Below are 18,971 nucleotides of genomic sequence, written 5' to 3'. Positions count from 1 at the left end.
TAACAAAGTCTTAGCCACAGTGCAACGTAACATAGATGGAACCAAATAAATGAACCGCAATTGTATTATCATCAATTAGAATCTTCAATAAATAAAAAGATGCATGAGCAACCAACTTGTGATATGATAAGGGTAATTTAATATGACAACGTACCACAAGGGGAGCGTAAGGCTGAGAGCGAACCAATGAGTTCTGACCCTTTGAACCTGTTAGTTAGTACTAGCGTAGGGATGTGGTGATTAAAATACTTATTGGTAATGATACTGGTTTACAAGAATTCCTGTATCTTTAGCATGCACATTTCATTCACTTATGTCTCCCTTTTGGTTCGTTCAGGAGGAGGCATTTTTTAATATGCGAAAACTTGGCTTGCAAACAATGATTGAAGTGGCGATATTCGCTGCATTTGCTATGGTGCTCGACTTATTGCCGTCATTACACTTTGGACCATCCATTTCGATTTCTTTTGCAATGGTACCCATTTTTATTGTAGCCTTCCGCTGGGGTTTTGCCGCAGCTGCCTCGTCAGGGTTTCTTTGGGGACTGCTGCAGATAGCACTGGGCGAGGCATGGATTTTAACACCGACGCAAGCATTTATTGAGTATTTTATTGCGTTTGCGTGTATTGGATTTGCCGGTTTGTTTAGTAAGCAAGTGAAAGGTAACTTATTGAAGAATTATAAGGGGCGTGCACTGACCTGGATGACCATTGCTGTATTTGCTGGCGGTGCCGCTCGATATTTCTGGCATTTTGTTGCCGGGGTGATTTTTTTCAAGAAATATGCCATTGAAGCGGGTCAGTCACCATATGTGTATTCACTTGTTATGAATGGGATCACGTATCTGGCTGTATCGATTGCCTGTGCGATCGTTTTAGGATTGATTATTTCGAAAGCAGGACAGATCGTTACAAGTGCTAAACGTCTGAACGAACAACACAGAGCAAGTTAGATGAAAAACAGCCAAGCATGATACAAATACTTGGCTGTTTTTATTTGTTTCAGCTCGTTCAAAGAAGTATTTGATGAGATTATTTGTTTTTCGACATTTTTCTATTCGCTGGAATCCAGATGGTGTATACTAGAGTGGAAAATGAATACTGTGTAACAGATTCAGGTGTCTAGCTATTTGACTTAAAATGGAAGTTCGGTGTGAAGCCGACGCGGTCCCGCCACTGTAAATGGTTGTTGCCTTGCGAACCACTGTACATGGACATGTATGGGAAGGGAACGGGTAACAAGAACCATGAGCCAGGAGACTGCCTGATTCTGAAATCCCACGAACCTACGCGGATAGGAAGGGTGTGTTAGCTTGGCGGATCCTGCCGTTTTGTAACGAAACCGGTGATCAACCACTATGGTTAACGTCAGCACCTTTCATAATAGAAGGGTGTTTTTTCGTTGGCTAGAAAATTGTAAATTTTTATGCCTGTGAATAAATGGATGGCAGAGGGGAAGTTCAGCTAAGATCGCGACGTCTTGTCGCAACGCTGAACTGACCTACATCCTGTAGCCCTCCGTCCGGCTCCAGCGCGAAAGCTGTAGTGGCCAACACCCGTCTCCGTACGATAAGTCAACATCGGAGCAGGGGAAGTTCGGTTAAAACCGCCGCTTTGTGCGGCAACACTGAACCACCTTGCTTGGCAGGGCGCAGTCAATACGTCGCTAACCGGGCGCTTTTAGCCTTTGCCCTCACCGTGAAAAACAACTAGGAGGAATGATCATTGAAAAAGATTTATTTGCTTTTATTTTCTGCTATTCTATTCATCGGCATATTAGCCGGTTGTGGAAATTCAGAAGATAACGCTGACAAAAGTAAAGATAAAACAGACAATACCAAAACAGAACAGACAGACGAAGCAAGTTTCCCGGTAACGGTTACGGATGGGAATGGGGATAATGTAACTATTGAGGAAGAACCAGAACGAATTGTATCGGTTATACCAAGCGATACGGAAATTGCCTATGCTTTAGGTCTGGGTGATCAAATCGTCGGTGTATCGGATCACGATGATTATCCAAAAGAGGCAGCGGAGAAAGAAAAGGTTGGCGGGATGGAATTAAATGTTGAAAAAATCCTATCACTTGATCCACAATTAGTCCTTGCCGATCAAAGCAATGACGAGAAAGCACTAAAACAGATTAACGAAGCAGGTATTCCGGTGGTGGTCGTTGCCAGTGGTACTAATTTTGACGAGGTTTACGATGCGATTTCTTTAATCGGTCAGGCAACAGGAGCCCAAGATAAAGCGAAGCAGATAGTTGGCGATATGAAAGAGAAACTGACAGCTCTTGAAGACAAGGCAAAGGCTATCGGTCAGGATGAACAAAAAAAGGTCTACGTGGAAATCTCACCGTCACCGGATATATATACACCGGGAAAAAATACATTTATGGATGAATTGTTATCGATTATTCATGCAGAAAACGCAACTGGCGATCAGGATGGTTGGGTGAAGATTAATGAAGAACAAGCAATTACCAGTAATCCGGATGTGATTATTACGACGTATGGTTCCTATGTAGAAGATCCTGTAGCTGAGGTCGCGAAACGTAGTGGCTGGGAAGATGTTAAGGCGGTAAAAAACAAACAAATTTTTGATATTAATGAAGACCTTGTCAGTCGTCCAGGTCCACGATTGGTTAATGGTGTTGAGGAACTTGGAAAAGTCATTTATCCAGAAGTTTTCGATGACTAAGCGGATCGCAGCATATGGATTATTGGTACTACTACTTATTGTTTCTGTACTGCTGGGCATTTCGATCGGGTCGGTTCATGTACCAGTCACAACTATTGTACAATCGATTTTTTCAGCAATCACACACACATCCATTCCCGATTCCGTTGATCCGATGTATGTAAAAATTGTGATGAATGTACGGCTACCACGTGTGGTGTTATCGGGGATCATCGGTGCATCGCTGGCGATTGCGGGGGCTGCCTTTCAGGGATTATTACGAAATCCACTGGCAGACCCGTATACGCTGGGGGTTTCTTCAGGTGCCAGTGTTGGAGCAGTGCTGACGCTTTTTTTTCATTTATCCTTACCGTTTATCGGGTTGTATACGTTGCCAGTATTGAGCGTTGTTGCATCATTCATAACGATTTTTATGGTGCTTTTTTTTGCCAGACGTGTCGATCGTGGCATGCGAGTGGAAACGATTATCCTGACTGGTGTTATCTTTAGTTCATTTCTTGGTGCACTCATCTCGTTAATGATCGCACTCACAGGAGATGAATTACGACAGATTATTGGCTGGCTGCTTGGAAGTGTGTCCATGCGCGGCTGGGATTATGTCTGGATTATTCTGCCGTTCTTTGTTGTCGGGGCAGGCATATTAATGCTGCATGCTGCAGAACTAAATGCGATGTCCTTTGGTGAAAACCAGGCCAAGCATTTAGGGGTGAACGTGGAACGTAAGAAGTTAAATGTGCTGATAGCTGGCTCTATTTTAACCGGAGCAGCAGTAGCAGTTTCTGGAACAATTGGCTTTGTTGGTCTGGTGATTCCCCATTTTGTCCGCATCGTTTGGGGCCCCGACCATAAACATTTGCTGCCATTATCCATTTTAGCAGGTGCCGGTTTTCTGATTTTGGCTGATTTAGTATCCAGGACAATTATTGCACCGGCTGAATTACCGATTGGTGTGATCACCGCCTTGATTGGTGCGCCGATTTTTGCTGTTATTTTAATCCGCCGGCGGACTTGAATGATGACTTGCCTTAAGAAGGGAAAGAATCTTGTCAAGAAGGAGAAAAGAATCACGCAAGGTCGGGAGAGAGCAACCCGAAGTCGGGAGAGAACCCCATCAAGTCGGCAGAGAACAACCCATATTCTGAAGGTGATTTCCTTCAATCGAAAGCGAAGATCGCCCAAGCTCACTAAAACACACCGTCGTCGAAAGCAATGGCACAATTGGAAAAGGGGTAACAAATACATGATTCACGTTCACAATGTCTCAGGCGGGTATGCAAATAAAACAATCGTACACGATGTTACCTTCCAAGTGAAGGAAGGGGAGTTTTTTGGAATTATTGGGCCGAATGGGAGTGGCAAAACAACCCTTTTGAACATGGTTAGTGGTATATTGCCTGTACAGCAGGGAGAAATTACATTGAGTGGTCGGTTAGTCACGGATTTTTCTGCTAAAGATTTTGCCAGACAGGTAGCTGTTTTACCACAGCATACATCGCAAACGTTTAGTTACACCGTAAAGGAGACGGTTACACTTGGCCGGTATGCCCATCAAAAGGGACTGTTTTCCTCGCTAGCAAAAAAGGATGAACACGTTGTCCATGATGTTATGCAAAAGACCGGTGTTAATGCATATCAGGATGCCTTGCTGGATCAATTATCAGGTGGGGAGAGGCAGCGGGTTTATTTGGCACAGGCATTGGCCCAGCAGCCGAAAGTACTGTTACTGGATGAACCGACTAACCATCTTGATCTGGCTTTCCAGAAGGAGCTGCTTGATTTGCTCAAACAGTGGACGGTAAATAAAGAGCTGACGGTGGTATCCATCTTTCATGATTTAAACCTGGCAAGTATTTATTGTGATCGATTATTACTATTGCACCAAGGCCGGACAAAAATTTGTGATCGTCCGGATGACGTGTTAAAAGCAGCTACCGTCGAAGAAGTTTATCAAACAAAAGTGGAGAAACATCCTCATCCCAAAATTCCTAAGCCACAAATTATGCTTGTACCGGAAAAGCTGGAGACGCAAAAACCATTTCCTATTATCGATGACCGATTATTGCACATAAATGAAGAAGGGCTTTATCTTCAGTCCCCATATCCATTAAAAACGATGTCATCCGGTGTGACGGGTTCAGGAACAGGCTGGTACCAAACGTTTGTCAATCGGCATGTAGACAGAAACCTTCGATGTGATGATTATCAACAAGAAATGATGGGCTACTTAGCATCACGTGGATTTGATCCAAATAAGACGGTTGGGATGAAAACAGCTGCCAGCCCAACCGATGTGGCCTATCAATTCGTATCATCTGATGACTGCTCGGTATTTATCGTGGTGACTGCAGGAAGTGGCAATGCGGTCGATACAGCTCACGTGGGAAATCATGAATTTCATTCGAACCAACCATTTGTAACCATCAATACATGGGTCTTTGTAAATGGTAATCTAACTGACACGGCCTTTATTCAATGTATGATGCTCGCAACGGAAGCAAAGGTCAAGGCATTGCATGAGATTGCTGTGATGGACAATGTGACGGGAACCTCAGCAGACAGCATTCTTATTGCAGGGACACAGCATGGTCCAACACTTACCTATGGCGGATCGATCACATCACTTGGAAGCCTTGTCGGTAAAGGTGTTTATACGTGTATGAAACAAGCGCTTCATCATCACTTGAACGAGAAGAAATCCAATACACGATCTACCAACTAAAAACTTCATCATAGGAGTAGAAAAACCGGGAATCAAGTCGAATTCCCGGTTTTTCTATGATGCCATTAGTCGAAATACTTTTTAGCAGTGGTAGTAATATGCCCTAATAAAATGTAAAAAATTGCAATTTATTTATGTTTAATTGTTAGAATCATCCGTATTTTACAGGTATCGGAAATAATTTAAGGATTTCCCCTCTTTAGATGTACGTTAAATACGCTTAGGCCTGTCAATCCAATTATATGGACGAAAAGGAGATTTTTCTAAATAATGAATCTTTGTTAAAGTTAATGAATACGTATGAGTTAACACAATAAAAGGGGGACTTTTGTAATGCCAAGGGGTTTAAAAAAGTGGATAAGCATGGTGTTATTTTCATTTATTATTATCATTGGGCTGTCGGCTTGCGGCTCAGAAAAAGAAGCGGATGGATCAGAGGATGGATCAGCAGCAGATGAGGGAAGTAATTTGAAAGATGAATATACCGTTGTTAGTGATACATCATTTGTGCCGTTTGAATTTAAAGAAGATGGCGAATATACGGGATTTGATATTGATTTGATCCATGCGATTGCCGATGAGGTTGGTTTTAAAATCAATCTTGAAAACACGAATTTTGATGGAATTATTCCTGGTTTGCAAACCGGTCAGTTTGACATCGCCTTAGCAGGAATCGGTATCACGGATGAACGGGCGAAAAAGATTGATTATAGTGAGCCCTACTATGAATCGGGATTACGAATCGGAGTCGCAGTTGATAATGACGATATTAATGGAATGGATGATTTAGAAGGAAAGACAATTGCCACACGCCTCGGGTCAACCAGTTCAGCGTACATCAAGGAAAATATTGATGGTGCAGAAGCCAAAGAATATGAACAGCTTGATCAAGCCTATTTAGCGGTAGAAAACGGCAGTGTTGATGCGATTCTTTATGATGCACCGAACGTAGCCTATTATATTCAAACTAAAGGCGAAGACAGTTTGAAAATGGTTGGCGATCTGTATGAGGCAGAGAACTATGGTATCGCCTTCTCAAAGGACCAAGATGATCTGGTAAAAGCTGTAGATGAAGCGCTAGCTACCATGAAAGATAATGGAAAGTACGATGAAATCTATGAGAAATGGTTTGGTGAAAGGCCAGAATAATATTTATTGACATATTAAAGGGTGTAACCATCCAATTGTTACACCCTTTTGCACTTTACTAGACTATCGAGAGGTGACAAGATGATAGGAAGATTTGATTGGGCCGGGGTTATCGATTTTTGGCCCGAAATTTTACAAGGTTTATACTATACGCTCCTTATTTCTGTATTGGGTCTGGTCATCGGTTTTATCCTGGGAGCAATTTTTGGACTGGGTCGAATTTCCAAAAATAAGATTATCTATTGGATCGCCAGTATTTATGTCGAGGTTATCCGTGGTACTCCAGTACTGGTTCAAGCAATCTGGATATTTTTTGCACTCCCGCTTATTACTGGGTATACGTTTGAATCTGTAACGGCAGGCGTGATTGTGATCGCATTGAATTCTGGTGCATACATCGCCGAGATTGTGCGTGGGGCAGTCCAATCGATTGAAAAAGGACAGATGGAAGCAGGGAGATCTCTCGGTCTCGATCATGGGAAGACAATGCGCTACATCATTTGGCCACAGGCATTTAAACGCATGATCCCTCCACTTGGTAACCAGTTTATTATCAGTATTAAGGATACCTCTCTTTTATCTGTTATCCTTGTCCCAGAGTTGATTTTCCAGGGGCGAATGATTGCATCCAACCATTTTAATGCTGTGGAAATTTATACGACGGTTGCTTTGTTTTACTTGGCGATTACTTTAACGTTATCCCTTGTTTTACGTTTGGTAGAAAGAAGGTTGGATATCCAATGATTGAAGTAAAAGATCTACACAAAAAATTTGGTAACCTGGAAGTATTGAAAGGGATTACCTGTCAAATTAAAGAACAAGAAGTTGTTTGTGTTATCGGTCCAAGCGGGTCCGGAAAAAGTACCTTCCTGCGTTGCCTAAATATGTTAGAAGAAATGACCAGTGGAGATATTGTGGTTAATGGCTACCGTCTAAATGATAAAAAGACAAATATTAACGAAGTACGAACAGAGGTGGGGATGGTGTTTCAGCAGTTTAATTTGTTTCCCCACCGATCTGTGATTGAAAATGTTATGCTGGCCCCAATAAAAGTTCGGAAAATCAGTAACCAGGAAGCAAGAAACCGGGCATTACGTTTATTGGAAAAGGTTGGACTGAGTGATAAAGCGGAGATGTATCCCAGTCAGTTATCCGGAGGTCAACAACAGCGAGTTGCTATCGCTCGGGCACTTGCAATGGAGCCGAAAGTCATGTTGTTTGATGAACCAACCTCCGCCCTCGATCCGGAACTGGTTGGAGATGTTCTTGAAGTGATGAAACAGTTGGCAATCGAGGGAATGACAATGGTTGTCGTCACACATGAAATGGGTTTTGCCAGAGAAGTAGGTGACCGGGTATTGTTTATGGACGAAGGGATTATCATGGAGGAAGGCGATCCCCAGAAAATATTTTCAAACCCGGAATCAGAACGTACGAAGGATTTTCTGAATAAGATTTTGTAGTGTTTTAATAGAAGGAACAGTTTTTTCTTGGTCAAAAAACAGCTTAGATGAAAGGCTGTTTTTTTGTTGGTTATTTTCATGTTTTAATGAGGCTTTTTTCGGGAATGACACACTCGTATATATCAATAAAAATGACGTAAATGGAGAATATTAAAAAAGGAAATATTTTTACATGGGAGGAGTATGATGGACAACAAAGAGAGTAAGAAGCATCATAAGCAGTCACATAAAAAGAAGAAAAAACATGAATTGCATAAAGAAGATATTACGGTCGTTGATACCGATGTAGCGAAAAAGGCAGTTGTTGCTACAGCAATGGGAAATGCGATGGAATGGTTTGACTTTGGGATTTACTCTTATTTGGCAGCGACGATTGGAAAAGTATTTTTTCCTGAATCAGCTAGTGGAACACAACTTATATTTAGCTTTGCTACTTTTGCTGTTGCCTTTTTGGTCCGGCCGATTGGCGGTATGTTTTTTGGAATGTTGGGAGATCGGTTGGGACGAAAGAAGATTCTTGCTATTACACTCGTGATGATGGCACTGGCAACCTTATGTATTGGTGTCATACCAGGTTACGCTACGATTGGAATAACAGCGCCAATTTTGTTATTAGTTGCGCGGTTAGTGCAAGGGTTTTCGACCGGGGGAGAGTATTCCGGTGCGATGACATTTATTGCCGAGTCCACTCCTGATAAAAAACGTGGCATAATGGCCAGTGGGTTGGAAGTTGGGACATTAGTTGGCTATATTGGTGGTTCCGGTATCGTTACATTACTGACATTTATTTTAGGTTCGGACACAATGCTTGATTGGGGATGGCGGATTCCATTCCTCATTGCTGCACCAATCGGTTTTATTGGTTTATATTTACGAACCCATTTAGAGGAATCACCAGCATTCGAAAAAATGGAAGAGCAAAAAGAGCAAGCTGAAGAAGCACATGCAGACCAGCATGTGTCGATGAAAGATATTCTTATTCATCACCGGCGGCCACTGTTGATTGGACTAATTCTCGTCTTTTTCTATAATGTCATTGACTATACTGTATTGACATATATGCCTTCCCATTTAACCGCGGTACTTGGTTATGGGGAAACACAGGGGTTACTTTTAATCTTAATTGTTATGTTTATTATGATACCATTGGTTATTTTAATGGGGCATTTTGGCGACCGGCTGGGGAATAAACGAATCATTCAAAGCAGTTTAGTTGGAGTGATTATTCTTGCTATTCCTTCCTTTATGTTAATTGATAGCGGCAATAGTTGGTTAGTATTTGTTGGCTTATTGATATTGGCTACCTTGCTTGCAGCATTACAGGGGACAATGCCATCACAGTTGCCTTCCTTATTTTTTACAAATGTAAGGTATGGGGGACTGGCGATAACGTATAACATTTCGACGTCGCTGTTTGGTGGGACAGCGCCATTGCTAGTCGCCTGGATGGTTGACGTGACAGCAAGTAATTTAGCTCCGGCCTATTACATCATTTTTGCATCGTTGATTGGGATTGTCATTGTTACATTTTTCCTTAAAAATACATCAGGCAAAGCTCTTCGTGGATCCCCGCCCGCAGTTGAGGAAAAAACGGAGATTCAAGAAGTGTTGGACGATGCAAAAGAAGGTGGCTTGTGGTGGAGTGAAGAAAAACAGAAGATTGACAAACGTATAAATGAATCGGAGAATGATCAAGCGTAAATGGGTTACAAGTTATAAAAGGGTACGAATCCGAAGCAGGGTTTGTACCCTTTTGCAGTTCTGGTACAAAAATAGGAATTTTAGCGTGTTATCGTAGTTTCAGTGCTCGGATTTCACTGTCATGTTCATTCGAGCGCAAAGAAAGTGTTTCGATTATTTTCTCGTGGCGAGGGAAGTCTTTAGTCAATGTATGCAGGCTTTCGGTATTCTTGGCAATTTGCTTATGATTACGATCAATTTTTCTTTCAAGTTCCACCAGATCGCTTTTGGTGGCCAAAGAATTTAGATCGTCTTTGGTAGCCATTTGATCGAGATCGTTTTTGGAAGCCATAGCGGCCAGATCGTCTTTGGAAGCCATAGCAGCCAGATCGTCTTTGGAGGCCATTTTGTTTTTGATATTTTTAACCTCTTCGACAAGTTGTTCCAATATTTGCTCGCTCATTTAACACCCTCCTTTCTTGTTTCTATTCATAATATATCATGGGTTAGCACAGAGTACAATTTCTTAAAAAATATAAAAATACTATAAAAAGCGATATTCTCAGTTTAATAGATGCATAAAAAATAAATTTGTAAAAGGGAATTGGAATTTTCGTTTTGTTTATAGCCGTATATTTAATTATTAACGAAATAAAATGAAAAATACCGTTTTGACTTTAAGACATCCGAAGCATATTCTGTGATTAAATAGCAAATTTTAAAGGGGAATAAACATGCCACAAATTATAAAGTCCATATCAATACCAGAAACTGGCTGGTTGTTATGTGAGTTTGACAATGGGGAAAAACGAGTAGTAGCAAAGAGGTTGTTTGGCGAGAGTAAGGCCAGGCCAATGATGCAGCTAACGAACGATCAAGTGGTTACGCACGACAATGTCGCTGTTCAAATGCAGTGTCATGACATGATTGATGCAGATAAAATGTACCAACAAGGAATTCGTGTGACAAATGTCAAAAACCTAAACCAAGTCATCGATTCTATGGATGGATTGGAAAGTATTATTTTAGTACCAATTCTTGTTGCCAAGAAAAGATGTAAAGCAACATGGGAAAATGAGAAGGAACTACGTGAAACTGTTGTTCCTACATAATCTTTTCTGTATTATTTGGCGGTGAAACATGTATGTAAACAAAGCACTACCAGCATTGGGGATTACCCCAGTGCTTTTTAAAATGATGTGAAATTAGTCATTGAACGATTGGTCATTTTCTACTAAAATAAAAGAGTGAAACCTTTCTACTAAACTATCTGTCTAATAAATAAATAAATGGTTCTAATATTGGGTTGTTATATACTTATTGTGAAAATTGTCGCCTTTTCCAGATTTGTGGCGATTCATATTCTGTATAATAAGATAATGGAATGAATGGCAACGCTGCCACGTACGCTTTCATTTGTCTTAAAAAACGTAAAACAGAGAAAGTCTGACACCTATTATACATAACAGGGGACGAGAATATGCGCAGACGATTAAATATAAAGGGAAAAATTGCAGTGGCAGTTTTACTGGTAACGATGTTAGTGCTGTTATTTGGCTTAACGGGTATGAGTAAAAAGAACACATCTAGCAGCGACGAAAAAGTTGTACAGCCGACCCCGTTGGAGACGTTATCATATACGTTTGAGCCAATGAAGGCTTTTGCTGATTCGACATTAAATCAATCGGTCATTGTCGAACAAAGGAATAAAGAAGAGTTGGCCAGACAACAGGCTGTTGCTGAGCAAAATCAAGCAGATCAAGAACAGCATGCGATCTACTTAACATTTGATGATGGGCCATCAAAAGTTTCCCATCAATTGTTGAATACGCTGGATAAATATCAGATGAAGGCGACGTTTTTTATGCTTGGACTAAATATGAAGGATCATTCAGACGTGGTAAAACGCATGAAAAATGAGGGCTTCGGGCTTGGCTTGCATGGGATTACCCATCAAGCTGGAAAGATATATGCAAATCCTGCAGCACCAGTAAAGGAGATGACCAAAGATCAGCAAATTTTAGTCGACATTGCAGGTGTCAAGTCCAAACTTGTCCGCCTTCCGTACGGGAGCGTCCCATATTTGACAGAGGATATGCGTGATTTATTGAGGGAAAAAGATTTCAAAATTTGGGATTGGAACGTGGACAGCCGTGATTGGGAATTAAAAAATAAACAGTATGTGCAACAAACCATTGAGGAAATCCAACAACTGGAACAAGCAGGAGAGACACCTGTGATATTAATGCATGATCGGCCTGAGACGGTTCAGCATTTGTCAACATTATTGAACTATATTCGTAAACAAGGATACCAGACAAAAGTATTGACGAACGATATGCCAGCGATAACATTTCCATGTGAAGGGCGTTGTTATTCAATCAACTAAAGGCATTATGGGGGAATTTGGATTGAAACGAATACTTGTACTTGGTTGTATGATCTTATTAATAGCTATGGTAAGCGGCTGTCATGCTGATGAGAAGCAAGCAGCTGAAATATATAAGAAAATGGAGAAGTCGGCATCGCTGGAAGAAGAATTTGCAGCAAATCAAAAAGAATTGGATGAAAACCGCGAAAAGGAGCAAGCAGTGTACGAAGAACTAATTGCTTTGGACATTACAGATGCCGATACCATCGAACAAAAGCTTCGGGATGCCCAAAAATACACGGACAGCCAACAGCAACTATTGGAGGATACCAAGCAAAACTTTCAAACGGCCTATAAGCATTCGACCAAAGTGGAAGTAAACCTGAAGAAAATCAGAGATAGCAAGCAAAAGAAACAGGTAACGAAACTTCTAAAATTGATGAACGACCGTAAGCAGTTGATTGATAGCTTCTTTGCAGAATATCAGGATCAGTTGGATCGGCAAAAGACGTTTTATCAACAATTGGAAGACAAAAAATTTAGCGCGGATAAACTTGATCAGCAAATTGAGACAATGAACGAGCAAAGTCAAGAAATGGAGAAACTTATCCAGCAGTTCAATCAATCGACGAAACAATATAATCAGACAGAGGAAGCGTATTATAAGTTAGCGGGACTGAATCAAAAGCATAGCGAACTGGCTGATTCCGGCGAAACTGGTTTAGCTGTGGATTAGTTTATATAGCAGGGGAGGCATGGTTAAAAATGCCTCCCCTAAAAAATGGACTCCTTATTCTTAAGTGGGTGTAACCTTTATGTTTTTTCACGTGTTCCCTTGTAGCCTTTGCGAAAAACTTCCTGCACCCCATGGACGGTTACATAAGCATCAGGATCGATTTCTTCAATGATCTTCTTCAGGTGTACAATTTCTTGTTTATTAATGACCAGGTAGAGTACTTCCCTCTCTGCTTGGGTATAGCCGCCTCTTCCTTCCAGCACTGTAATTCCACGAGCCATCTTACTGGTTACCTGATTTAATACTTCGTCTGGTTCCCGGGAGATGATCAGTACGGCCGATCGTTCATTTGCTCCTTCCACGATCAGGTCAATTACCTTGGCACCAACGTAGACAGAGACAAAGGTGTACATCGCTTTCTCTTGTCCAATAATAAAAGCTGAACCGGCAATCACAACAATGTCAATTGCCAGCATCCCTTTCCCAATACTCCAGCCAAGCAGTTCATTAATCAGACGGGCTAAGATTGCTGAACCACCTGATGTACCACCTGTGCGAAAGATAAATCCTAGGCCAAGGCCAACCGTTAACCCGGCAAATAACGCGGCAAGTAATGTATCATGGCTTATACCACTGCCCCAATGAACAGTTACATGTAAAAACACCGATGAAAAAATAATCGCTAGAATCGTATACCAAACAACACGTTTGCTGAAAAAGCGGTAACCAACTGCTACTAATACAATGTTTAATACGAAGTTGACGAGTCCTGGTGACCAGGAAAACAAGTAATAGGTTACAATGGTAATGCCGGTTACGCCACCTTCAGACAAATGATTGGGAATGGCAAAATAGTTAATCCCAAGTGCGAAAATAAGGGAGCCGGCGATGATTAGCAGGATGTCTTTTGTTGTTTGGTTCATGGGAAAAACGCCCCCCTTATTGTAATATGTTTGCTTAATTATACATTTCTGGAACCCTGCTTGAAAACACAGGCACTTCTTTTCTGATTTTAGGTACCAAAGCAAGGTCCAGGGTTGCTGTCAGGGTTTCAATGGACGTTTGCTGGCCAGCTGTGATCGTCGTTCCCCATGGATTAATAATCATGGATTCTCCGGCATACTCCGTATCCTGATATGTGCCAACGACATTGCTGGAGACGACATAAAATTGATTTTCAATCGCCCGGGCGGTTTGCAGTGCGTTCCAGTGTTCGCGTCGTGCTGCCGGCCACTCGGCAACAACATGCAATACTTGAGCACCAGCTAAAGCTAGTTGCCGGGAGATTTCGGGAAAACGAAGGTCATAACAAATGATGAGGCCCATTTTAACCTGATCCAATTCAAAAATGGCAGCCTTTTGTTGTCCGCCAGTTAAATAGCTAGGTTCATCCAGCATCGGTACAAGATGAATTTTGTCATATTGGTAGACTAGCTCTCCACGCCGGTTAAAGACAAGACTTGTATTATAAATGTTTCCTCCCTTTTGGTTAGCAATCGAACCGCCAATAATGTTCATGTTATATTTTTCTGCTAAATTGCTTAGGAATGCTGCTGTTGGTTCCGCGTTCTGATCCGCAATATTAGCTAAATCTGGCAATGCATATCCGGTATTCCACATTTCCGGCAGCACAACGGTATCTGGTTGCTCCCGCTTCGCAACCGTCTCGATCCATTGTTTCACATTTTCCCGATTTTCTTTTGGATTCCCAGCAACGATTTCCGTTTGATAAACAGCATACTTCATAAACGATCCCATCCTTTCAAAATAAACCTTACTCCTATCTTACAACCAATTCGCGAAATTTTACAGTATTCAAAATGTAGCAATAGGAATATTGCATTAAGCCGGCTGGCTACATTGGATGGTTTACAATTTGCTGGTTGAACGCTATCATAAAGGAAAACTTCAAATCGATGGGAGTGGCGGAACGTGCAAGATTTCAAACCATCAGCAATGCTTGAACGGCTGCCTGAGCAGTTTTTTGCCAAGCTGGTCAAAAAAGCGCAGCAAATGAAGGAGCAGGGTCATAACGTTATTAACTTGGGACAGGGAAATCCGGATCTCCCGACACCAGAATCGATAATCCATGCATTAAAACAAGCTGCAGAAGATCCAATTAATCATAAATATTCCCCATTTCAGGGGTTCGATTATTTGAAAGAAGCTGTTACTTCTTTTTATCAACGAGAGTATGGTGTGACACTTGATGCCCAACAGGAAGTGGCTATTTTATTTGGCGCGAAAGCTGGTCTAGTTGAATTGAGTCAATGTCTGTTAAATCCAGGGGATGTCGCGCTACTGCCAGACCCCGGTTATCCGGATTATCTATCGGGAATCGCCATGGCGGATGCAAAGCCAGCATTTATTCCATTAACAAAGGAAAATAACTTTCTGCCTGATTATAGTAAGCTGCCTTCGGACGTACTTGAACAGGCGAAACTATTATTCTTAAATTATCCAAACAACCCGACAGCAGCTACAGCAACGAAAGCCTTTTTTGATGAAACAGTAAACCTTGCCAAGCATCATCATGTTTGTGTGGTGCAGGATTTTGCTTATGGGGCATTGGGATTTGATGAAAAACCAGTCAGTTTCTTACAGTCTACCGGTGCCAAGGATGTGGGAGTTGAAATTTATACATTATCGAAAACATATAATATGGCCGGGTGGCGAGTAGCATTTGCTGTGGGGAATCGGTCGGTGATCAGGCATTTAAATCTATTACAGGATCATTTATTTGTCAGCTTGTTCGGTGCTGTTCAAGAAGCAGCAGCAAAAGCCCTTACTGGCGATCAGCATGCAGTGGAACAATTACGTTATACATATAAACAACGACGCGATCGCTTTATAACCGGGCTGCGGGACATTGGCTGGCAGGTAGATATGCCTAAGGGCACCTTTTTTGCTTGGCTGTCTGTCCCAACCGGTTATACATCGGAGGAATTTGCTGATTTACTATTGGAAAAAGCCCATGTCGTTGTTGCGCCGGGGAACGGTTTTGGTGCACAGGGAGAGGGTTATGTCAGGGTCGGATTGCTTGACACAACGGAGCGACTGGAAGAAGCGTTAAATCGAATTGCTAAGCTCGGGTTGTTTTAATTTGGTAAATGATATTTGTCATCGGCTGGGATACATCCGACAGATTTTGATAAATATTTCCCGGGCAATATTTAATGGGCCCAAAGAGCTGTTATAAAAATGAAAGAAGCCAAGCTATGCACACAATTTATGGTGGATAGCTTGGTTGATTTTTGTTGAAATGAGCAAGTAAGTCGTCGAGGTGGGTAGCAATTCAAGTCTTTTTTCGGTTTAATATTCTACGACGTACTACATGCTAGCTGTTATAAAGATAGTTATAAAAAATACGTGTTATGTTGACAAGTCCATTGCGTTTTCTAGTAAAAAAGTTATATGATTAAGATAGAATGTTTGATTTACTACTACATATAAAGAAGAAAAGAGGAATACGGTTTTATGATTATAGGGCTCATTGTTATCCTGCTTCTCGTATTATTTTTACCTTTCACGAAAATTGTCGAACGAAATTTGGAAGTGTTTCTATTTATTATGGGGGTAGCAGCCACGATTATCAGTCAAGTGCTGGATTGGGACTTAATAAAAAAAGCGCTTGAGGATCCCATTAATATTACGTTGGCCGTCCTGATTGCCGGTCTCTTGTTCCGCTGGTTTCAAACACCTATCGAGAATGGGGTTATCGCTATCAGCCGGGCAATGCCGTACCGCTTGTTTATTGCATTATTTGTGATTGTACTCGGCTTATTATCCAGTATTATCACGGCAATTGTTGCCGCAATTATTTTGGCAACCATTGTTAGCTTCTTAAAATTAGACACCAAATCGGAAATTCGTCTCGTAGTATTAGCATGCTTTGCGATTGGACTGGGGGCGGCGCTTACACCCATCGGCGAACCATTGTCAACGATTGTGACGAGTAAATTAGATGAAAGTTTCTTTTATTTACTGAAACAGATAGGAACATCCGTTATTCCCGCTGTTGTTATTTTTGGGGTGTTGGCTGCGATTGTCATTACACCGAAAGACCCGGCAGAAAAGAAAAACTCAGAATTGGCTGCTGGTAAAGATCAAGAAGATGAGGAGGGATTAGCGACGCCATCGGCAAGTAGTGCAGAATCGTATCCGGAAATTATTATCAGAAGCCTGAAGATATTCTTGTTTGTTATGGCACTGACTTTTCTAGGAGCAGGATTTGAGCCGTTTATCGAAAAATATGTCATCGGATTAAGTCCGTTGCTAATGTACTGGATTAACATGATTTCTGCGGTATTGGATAATGCAACACTGGCCGCAGCAGAAATCAGCCCAGCGATGGATCCGACTACGATTAAAGCTATTTTAATGGGACTACTGATTAGTGGTGGAATCCTTATTCCGGGGAATATTCCCAATATCATCGCCGCTGGAAAGCTGAAAATTACTAGTGTTCAATGGGCGAAATTTGGCGTTCCTGTTGGTTTGATTGCAATGGCTGTTTATTTTGTGTTTATTTTGATCTTTGGATAGATGACTTGAATTTGGTAATGGTAATGAAGAAAAAACAGCTGTAAAACCGTATGATTACTGGTTCTTTGGCTGTTTTTTTGTTTGTCAGAAAGTTGCAGTGTTTAATTATTACCAAGACAACTTATTTTGAAATTATTTACATGTCTATTAAAGGTACCGTCAATAATACTGCACCGGGGCATCCCCTTTTCGTTCTGCTATATAAGGCTTAACCGGCCCAGGCTCATCATCTTGAATGTGATCTACCGTAATGGTAAATATCCATTCATCGCCATAATCATAGAGGTAGAGAAATCGTTTCCTGGGATGCATTCCAATGGACCCAATCGTGATGCTGGCTGCGTTTTGCCCACCCCCATCATCCAAAGGGGAAACAATACAGTTATGTGACCACTTTTTTCCATCCATAAAGAAAGAATAAAGATGGTCATCATTAAACTGAAATGCCTGCAAAATGGTGTGATGCAGATCCTCCATGGTATGCGTGGCGGACAAAACAACTCGGCATCACATATTATTTGTAAGTGTTACTTTGAACGTGTGCATCCCACTTGTGAATTTCCGTTCAAGTCTTGGTAATGTGCTTTGGAGGTCCCTTTTAGGAAAGAGATCTGTAAAGGCTTGATAAAACGGTTGCGGATCATTTCGATTTTCCCACCGCTTTTTTAGGGAATGGTCATCTCGCATTTCCGGCAACGTTGATCCGGGAAGTGGGTTGACTTCTCCATGTTCACACCGCAATGGGATATTACATGTTTGCAAATCTCGGGTTTCCAATAAAATAGGAATCATATTCTTACCAAAAGATGTAAGTGTTATTGTTTTCGCAAAATACATTTTCTTTTTCCCATAGTGATCGATTCTATCCTGATCTTTTTTGCAAATCCAGATGCCAAACCATTTCATATAGAGAAAAAAGTAATTCCATTGAAATATAAGATTGGCCAGTAAACGTTCTTGCTCCAGATTCAAGCAATCCCCTGACTTTTTTGTGATTAATTTTGTGAAAACGTCCGAAAGCATGTGGTGGACAGGATTTTTGTGTTGGTCTAATAGTTGTGCCCAATTCACGTCGGCCCAGAATGTTTCGAACCAAAAGAGGTATTTCTCTGTATCCGTTAACGCTTTGTACATGGTCCATCTGTCCGTGAAACGTAATTGCACCTTGCTGGAGGAAATTGTTACCTTCTCCAATAAATGTCCACTTATGGCAAGATGATAGAATAAATGGATATATGGATAGTATTCCTGCTGTATATGGTTGGTCACCCCATCCGCTGGAATCGATAATTGCTCATTGATTTTAGGAAGATGCTTTGGTGGTATGTATTCCTTGATCTTTGTAAGTTGAAAAGAATATTGCTCCATATAATCCATGAATTGATCAAAATCAATGATGAGATTGATAGGGAATGTCTTTCTATTTTCATGGATTGTTCGGTTCTGGCTTATATGGGCTTTCTCTGGTTGACTATTGTCATCTAGTAGGCTACCAAAAGATAATTGTTCCATTTTTATTATTGAAGATTCTTTTTTCATATGAATACTCCTCCCTCCTATACATTGGAAAAGCCTTAGTAATCCGAAATTATATCACAAATGCGCTGCA

18 protein-coding genes and 2 riboswitches are annotated in these 18,971 nt (G+C 41.3%); of the genes, 13 read left to right on the top strand and 5 right to left on the bottom strand.

The window, feature by feature from the left end; genetic code table 11:
- Positions 1-148: 148 nt before the first annotated feature.
- Positions 149-249: riboswitch (TPP riboswitch) on the top strand.
- A 106-nt stretch (positions 250-355) separates the two neighbouring features.
- From thiT to WMZ97_RS05500, 8 genes are all read left to right on the top strand, one after another.
- Complete coding sequence (gene thiT, locus WMZ97_RS05535; protein WP_343271072.1) at positions 356-952, top strand: energy-coupled thiamine transporter ThiT; 597 nt, start codon at positions 356-358, stop codon at positions 950-952.
- A gap of 146 nt (positions 953-1,098) precedes the next feature.
- A riboswitch (cobalamin riboswitch) is annotated at positions 1,099-1,281 on the top strand.
- A gap of 443 nt (positions 1,282-1,724) precedes the next feature.
- Positions 1,725-2,699, top strand: coding sequence for an ABC transporter substrate-binding protein (locus WMZ97_RS05530; protein WP_343271071.1), 975 nt, complete (start codon positions 1,725-1,727; stop codon positions 2,697-2,699).
- Complete coding sequence (locus WMZ97_RS05525) at positions 2,692-3,711, top strand: FecCD family ABC transporter permease (protein ID WP_343271070.1); 1,020 nt, start codon at positions 2,692-2,694, stop codon at positions 3,709-3,711. Before WMZ97_RS05530 ends, WMZ97_RS05525 begins: the two co-directional genes overlap by 8 nt.
- A gap of 228 nt (positions 3,712-3,939) precedes the next feature.
- Positions 3,940-5,418 carry an adenosylcobinamide amidohydrolase gene (locus tag WMZ97_RS05520; RefSeq protein ID WP_343271069.1) on the top strand — a complete coding sequence of 493 codons (1,479 nt, stop codon included), beginning with the start codon at positions 3,940-3,942 and terminating at the stop codon, positions 5,416-5,418.
- Between the two features lie 333 nt (positions 5,419-5,751).
- A complete protein-coding gene (locus WMZ97_RS05515; protein ID WP_343271068.1) occupies positions 5,752-6,567 on the top strand; it encodes a transporter substrate-binding domain-containing protein in 816 nt (271 codons plus the stop codon).
- Positions 6,568-6,648: 81 nt separating this feature from the next.
- On the top strand, positions 6,649-7,311 hold the full coding sequence (locus WMZ97_RS05510) for an amino acid ABC transporter permease (protein WP_343271067.1): 663 nt from the start codon (positions 6,649-6,651) through the stop codon (positions 7,309-7,311).
- Positions 7,308-8,030, top strand: a complete 723-nt coding sequence (locus WMZ97_RS05505; protein ID WP_343271066.1) for an amino acid ABC transporter ATP-binding protein — start codon at positions 7,308-7,310, stop codon at positions 8,028-8,030. Before WMZ97_RS05510 ends, WMZ97_RS05505 begins: the two co-directional genes overlap by 4 nt.
- Before the next feature lie 183 nt (positions 8,031-8,213).
- Positions 8,214-9,731: an MFS transporter gene (locus WMZ97_RS05500; RefSeq protein WP_343271065.1), complete on the top strand. Its 1,518-nt coding sequence runs from the start codon at positions 8,214-8,216 to the stop codon at positions 9,729-9,731.
- Positions 9,732-9,819: 88 nt separating this feature from the next.
- On the opposite strand, the gene WMZ97_RS05495 is transcribed toward WMZ97_RS05500, so the two are convergent.
- Positions 9,820-10,173 (bottom strand): hypothetical protein, encoded by a 354-nt coding sequence (locus tag WMZ97_RS05495; RefSeq protein WP_343271064.1) that lies wholly within the window; start codon positions 10,171-10,173, stop codon positions 9,820-9,822.
- 271 nt (positions 10,174-10,444) lie between these two features.
- Between WMZ97_RS05495 and WMZ97_RS05490 the strand changes: the two genes are divergently transcribed.
- From WMZ97_RS05490 to WMZ97_RS05480, 3 genes are all read left to right on the top strand, one after another.
- Positions 10,445-10,822 (top strand): hypothetical protein, encoded by a 378-nt coding sequence (locus tag WMZ97_RS05490; RefSeq protein WP_343271063.1) that lies wholly within the window; start codon positions 10,445-10,447, stop codon positions 10,820-10,822.
- A gap of 368 nt (positions 10,823-11,190) precedes the next feature.
- A complete protein-coding gene (locus tag WMZ97_RS05485; RefSeq protein ID WP_343271062.1) occupies positions 11,191-12,099 on the top strand; it encodes a polysaccharide deacetylase family protein in 909 nt (302 codons plus the stop codon).
- Positions 12,100-12,121: 22 nt separating this feature from the next.
- Entirely contained in the window at positions 12,122-12,817 is a 696-nt protein-coding gene (locus WMZ97_RS05480; RefSeq protein WP_343271061.1) for a YkyA family protein, read from the top strand.
- 77 nt (positions 12,818-12,894) lie between these two features.
- Here WMZ97_RS05480 and WMZ97_RS05475 read toward each other — a convergent pair whose 3' ends face one another.
- Together WMZ97_RS05475 and WMZ97_RS05470 are read right to left on the bottom strand one after the other, a co-directional pair.
- Positions 12,895-13,740, bottom strand: a complete 846-nt coding sequence (locus WMZ97_RS05475; protein WP_343271060.1) for a YitT family protein — start codon at positions 13,738-13,740, stop codon at positions 12,895-12,897.
- A 34-nt stretch (positions 13,741-13,774) separates the two neighbouring features.
- Positions 13,775-14,563, bottom strand: coding sequence for a carbon-nitrogen family hydrolase (locus WMZ97_RS05470; RefSeq protein WP_343271059.1), 789 nt, complete (start codon positions 14,561-14,563; stop codon positions 13,775-13,777).
- 186 nt (positions 14,564-14,749) lie between these two features.
- On the opposite strand from WMZ97_RS05470, the gene WMZ97_RS05465 reads away from it, so the two are divergent.
- Positions 14,750-15,919: a pyridoxal phosphate-dependent aminotransferase gene (locus WMZ97_RS05465; RefSeq protein ID WP_343271058.1), complete on the top strand. Its 1,170-nt coding sequence runs from the start codon at positions 14,750-14,752 to the stop codon at positions 15,917-15,919.
- Between the two features lie 375 nt (positions 15,920-16,294).
- Positions 16,295-17,362 (top strand): SLC13 family permease, encoded by a 1,068-nt coding sequence (locus WMZ97_RS05460; protein WP_343271057.1) that lies wholly within the window; start codon positions 16,295-16,297, stop codon positions 17,360-17,362.
- Positions 17,363-17,521: 159 nt separating this feature from the next.
- On the opposite strand, the gene WMZ97_RS05455 is transcribed toward WMZ97_RS05460, so the two are convergent.
- Positions 17,522-17,857, bottom strand: coding sequence for an IS1096 element passenger TnpR family protein (locus WMZ97_RS05455; protein WP_343271056.1), 336 nt, complete (start codon positions 17,855-17,857; stop codon positions 17,522-17,524).
- Positions 17,858-17,869: 12 nt separating this feature from the next.
- On the bottom strand, positions 17,870-18,901 hold the full coding sequence (locus tag WMZ97_RS05450) for a hypothetical protein (protein WP_343271055.1): 1,032 nt from the start codon (positions 18,899-18,901) through the stop codon (positions 17,870-17,872).
- Between the last annotated feature and the right edge of the window lie 70 nt (positions 18,902-18,971).

Origin of the sequence: Lentibacillus songyuanensis, from assembly GCF_039548255.1 — a bacterium.
Lineage (GTDB): Bacteria > Bacillota > Bacilli > Bacillales > Amphibacillaceae > Lentibacillus_C > Lentibacillus_C songyuanensis.
Note: the sequence above shows the minus strand (reverse complement) of the source record. Positions and strands in the feature narration are given on the sequence as shown.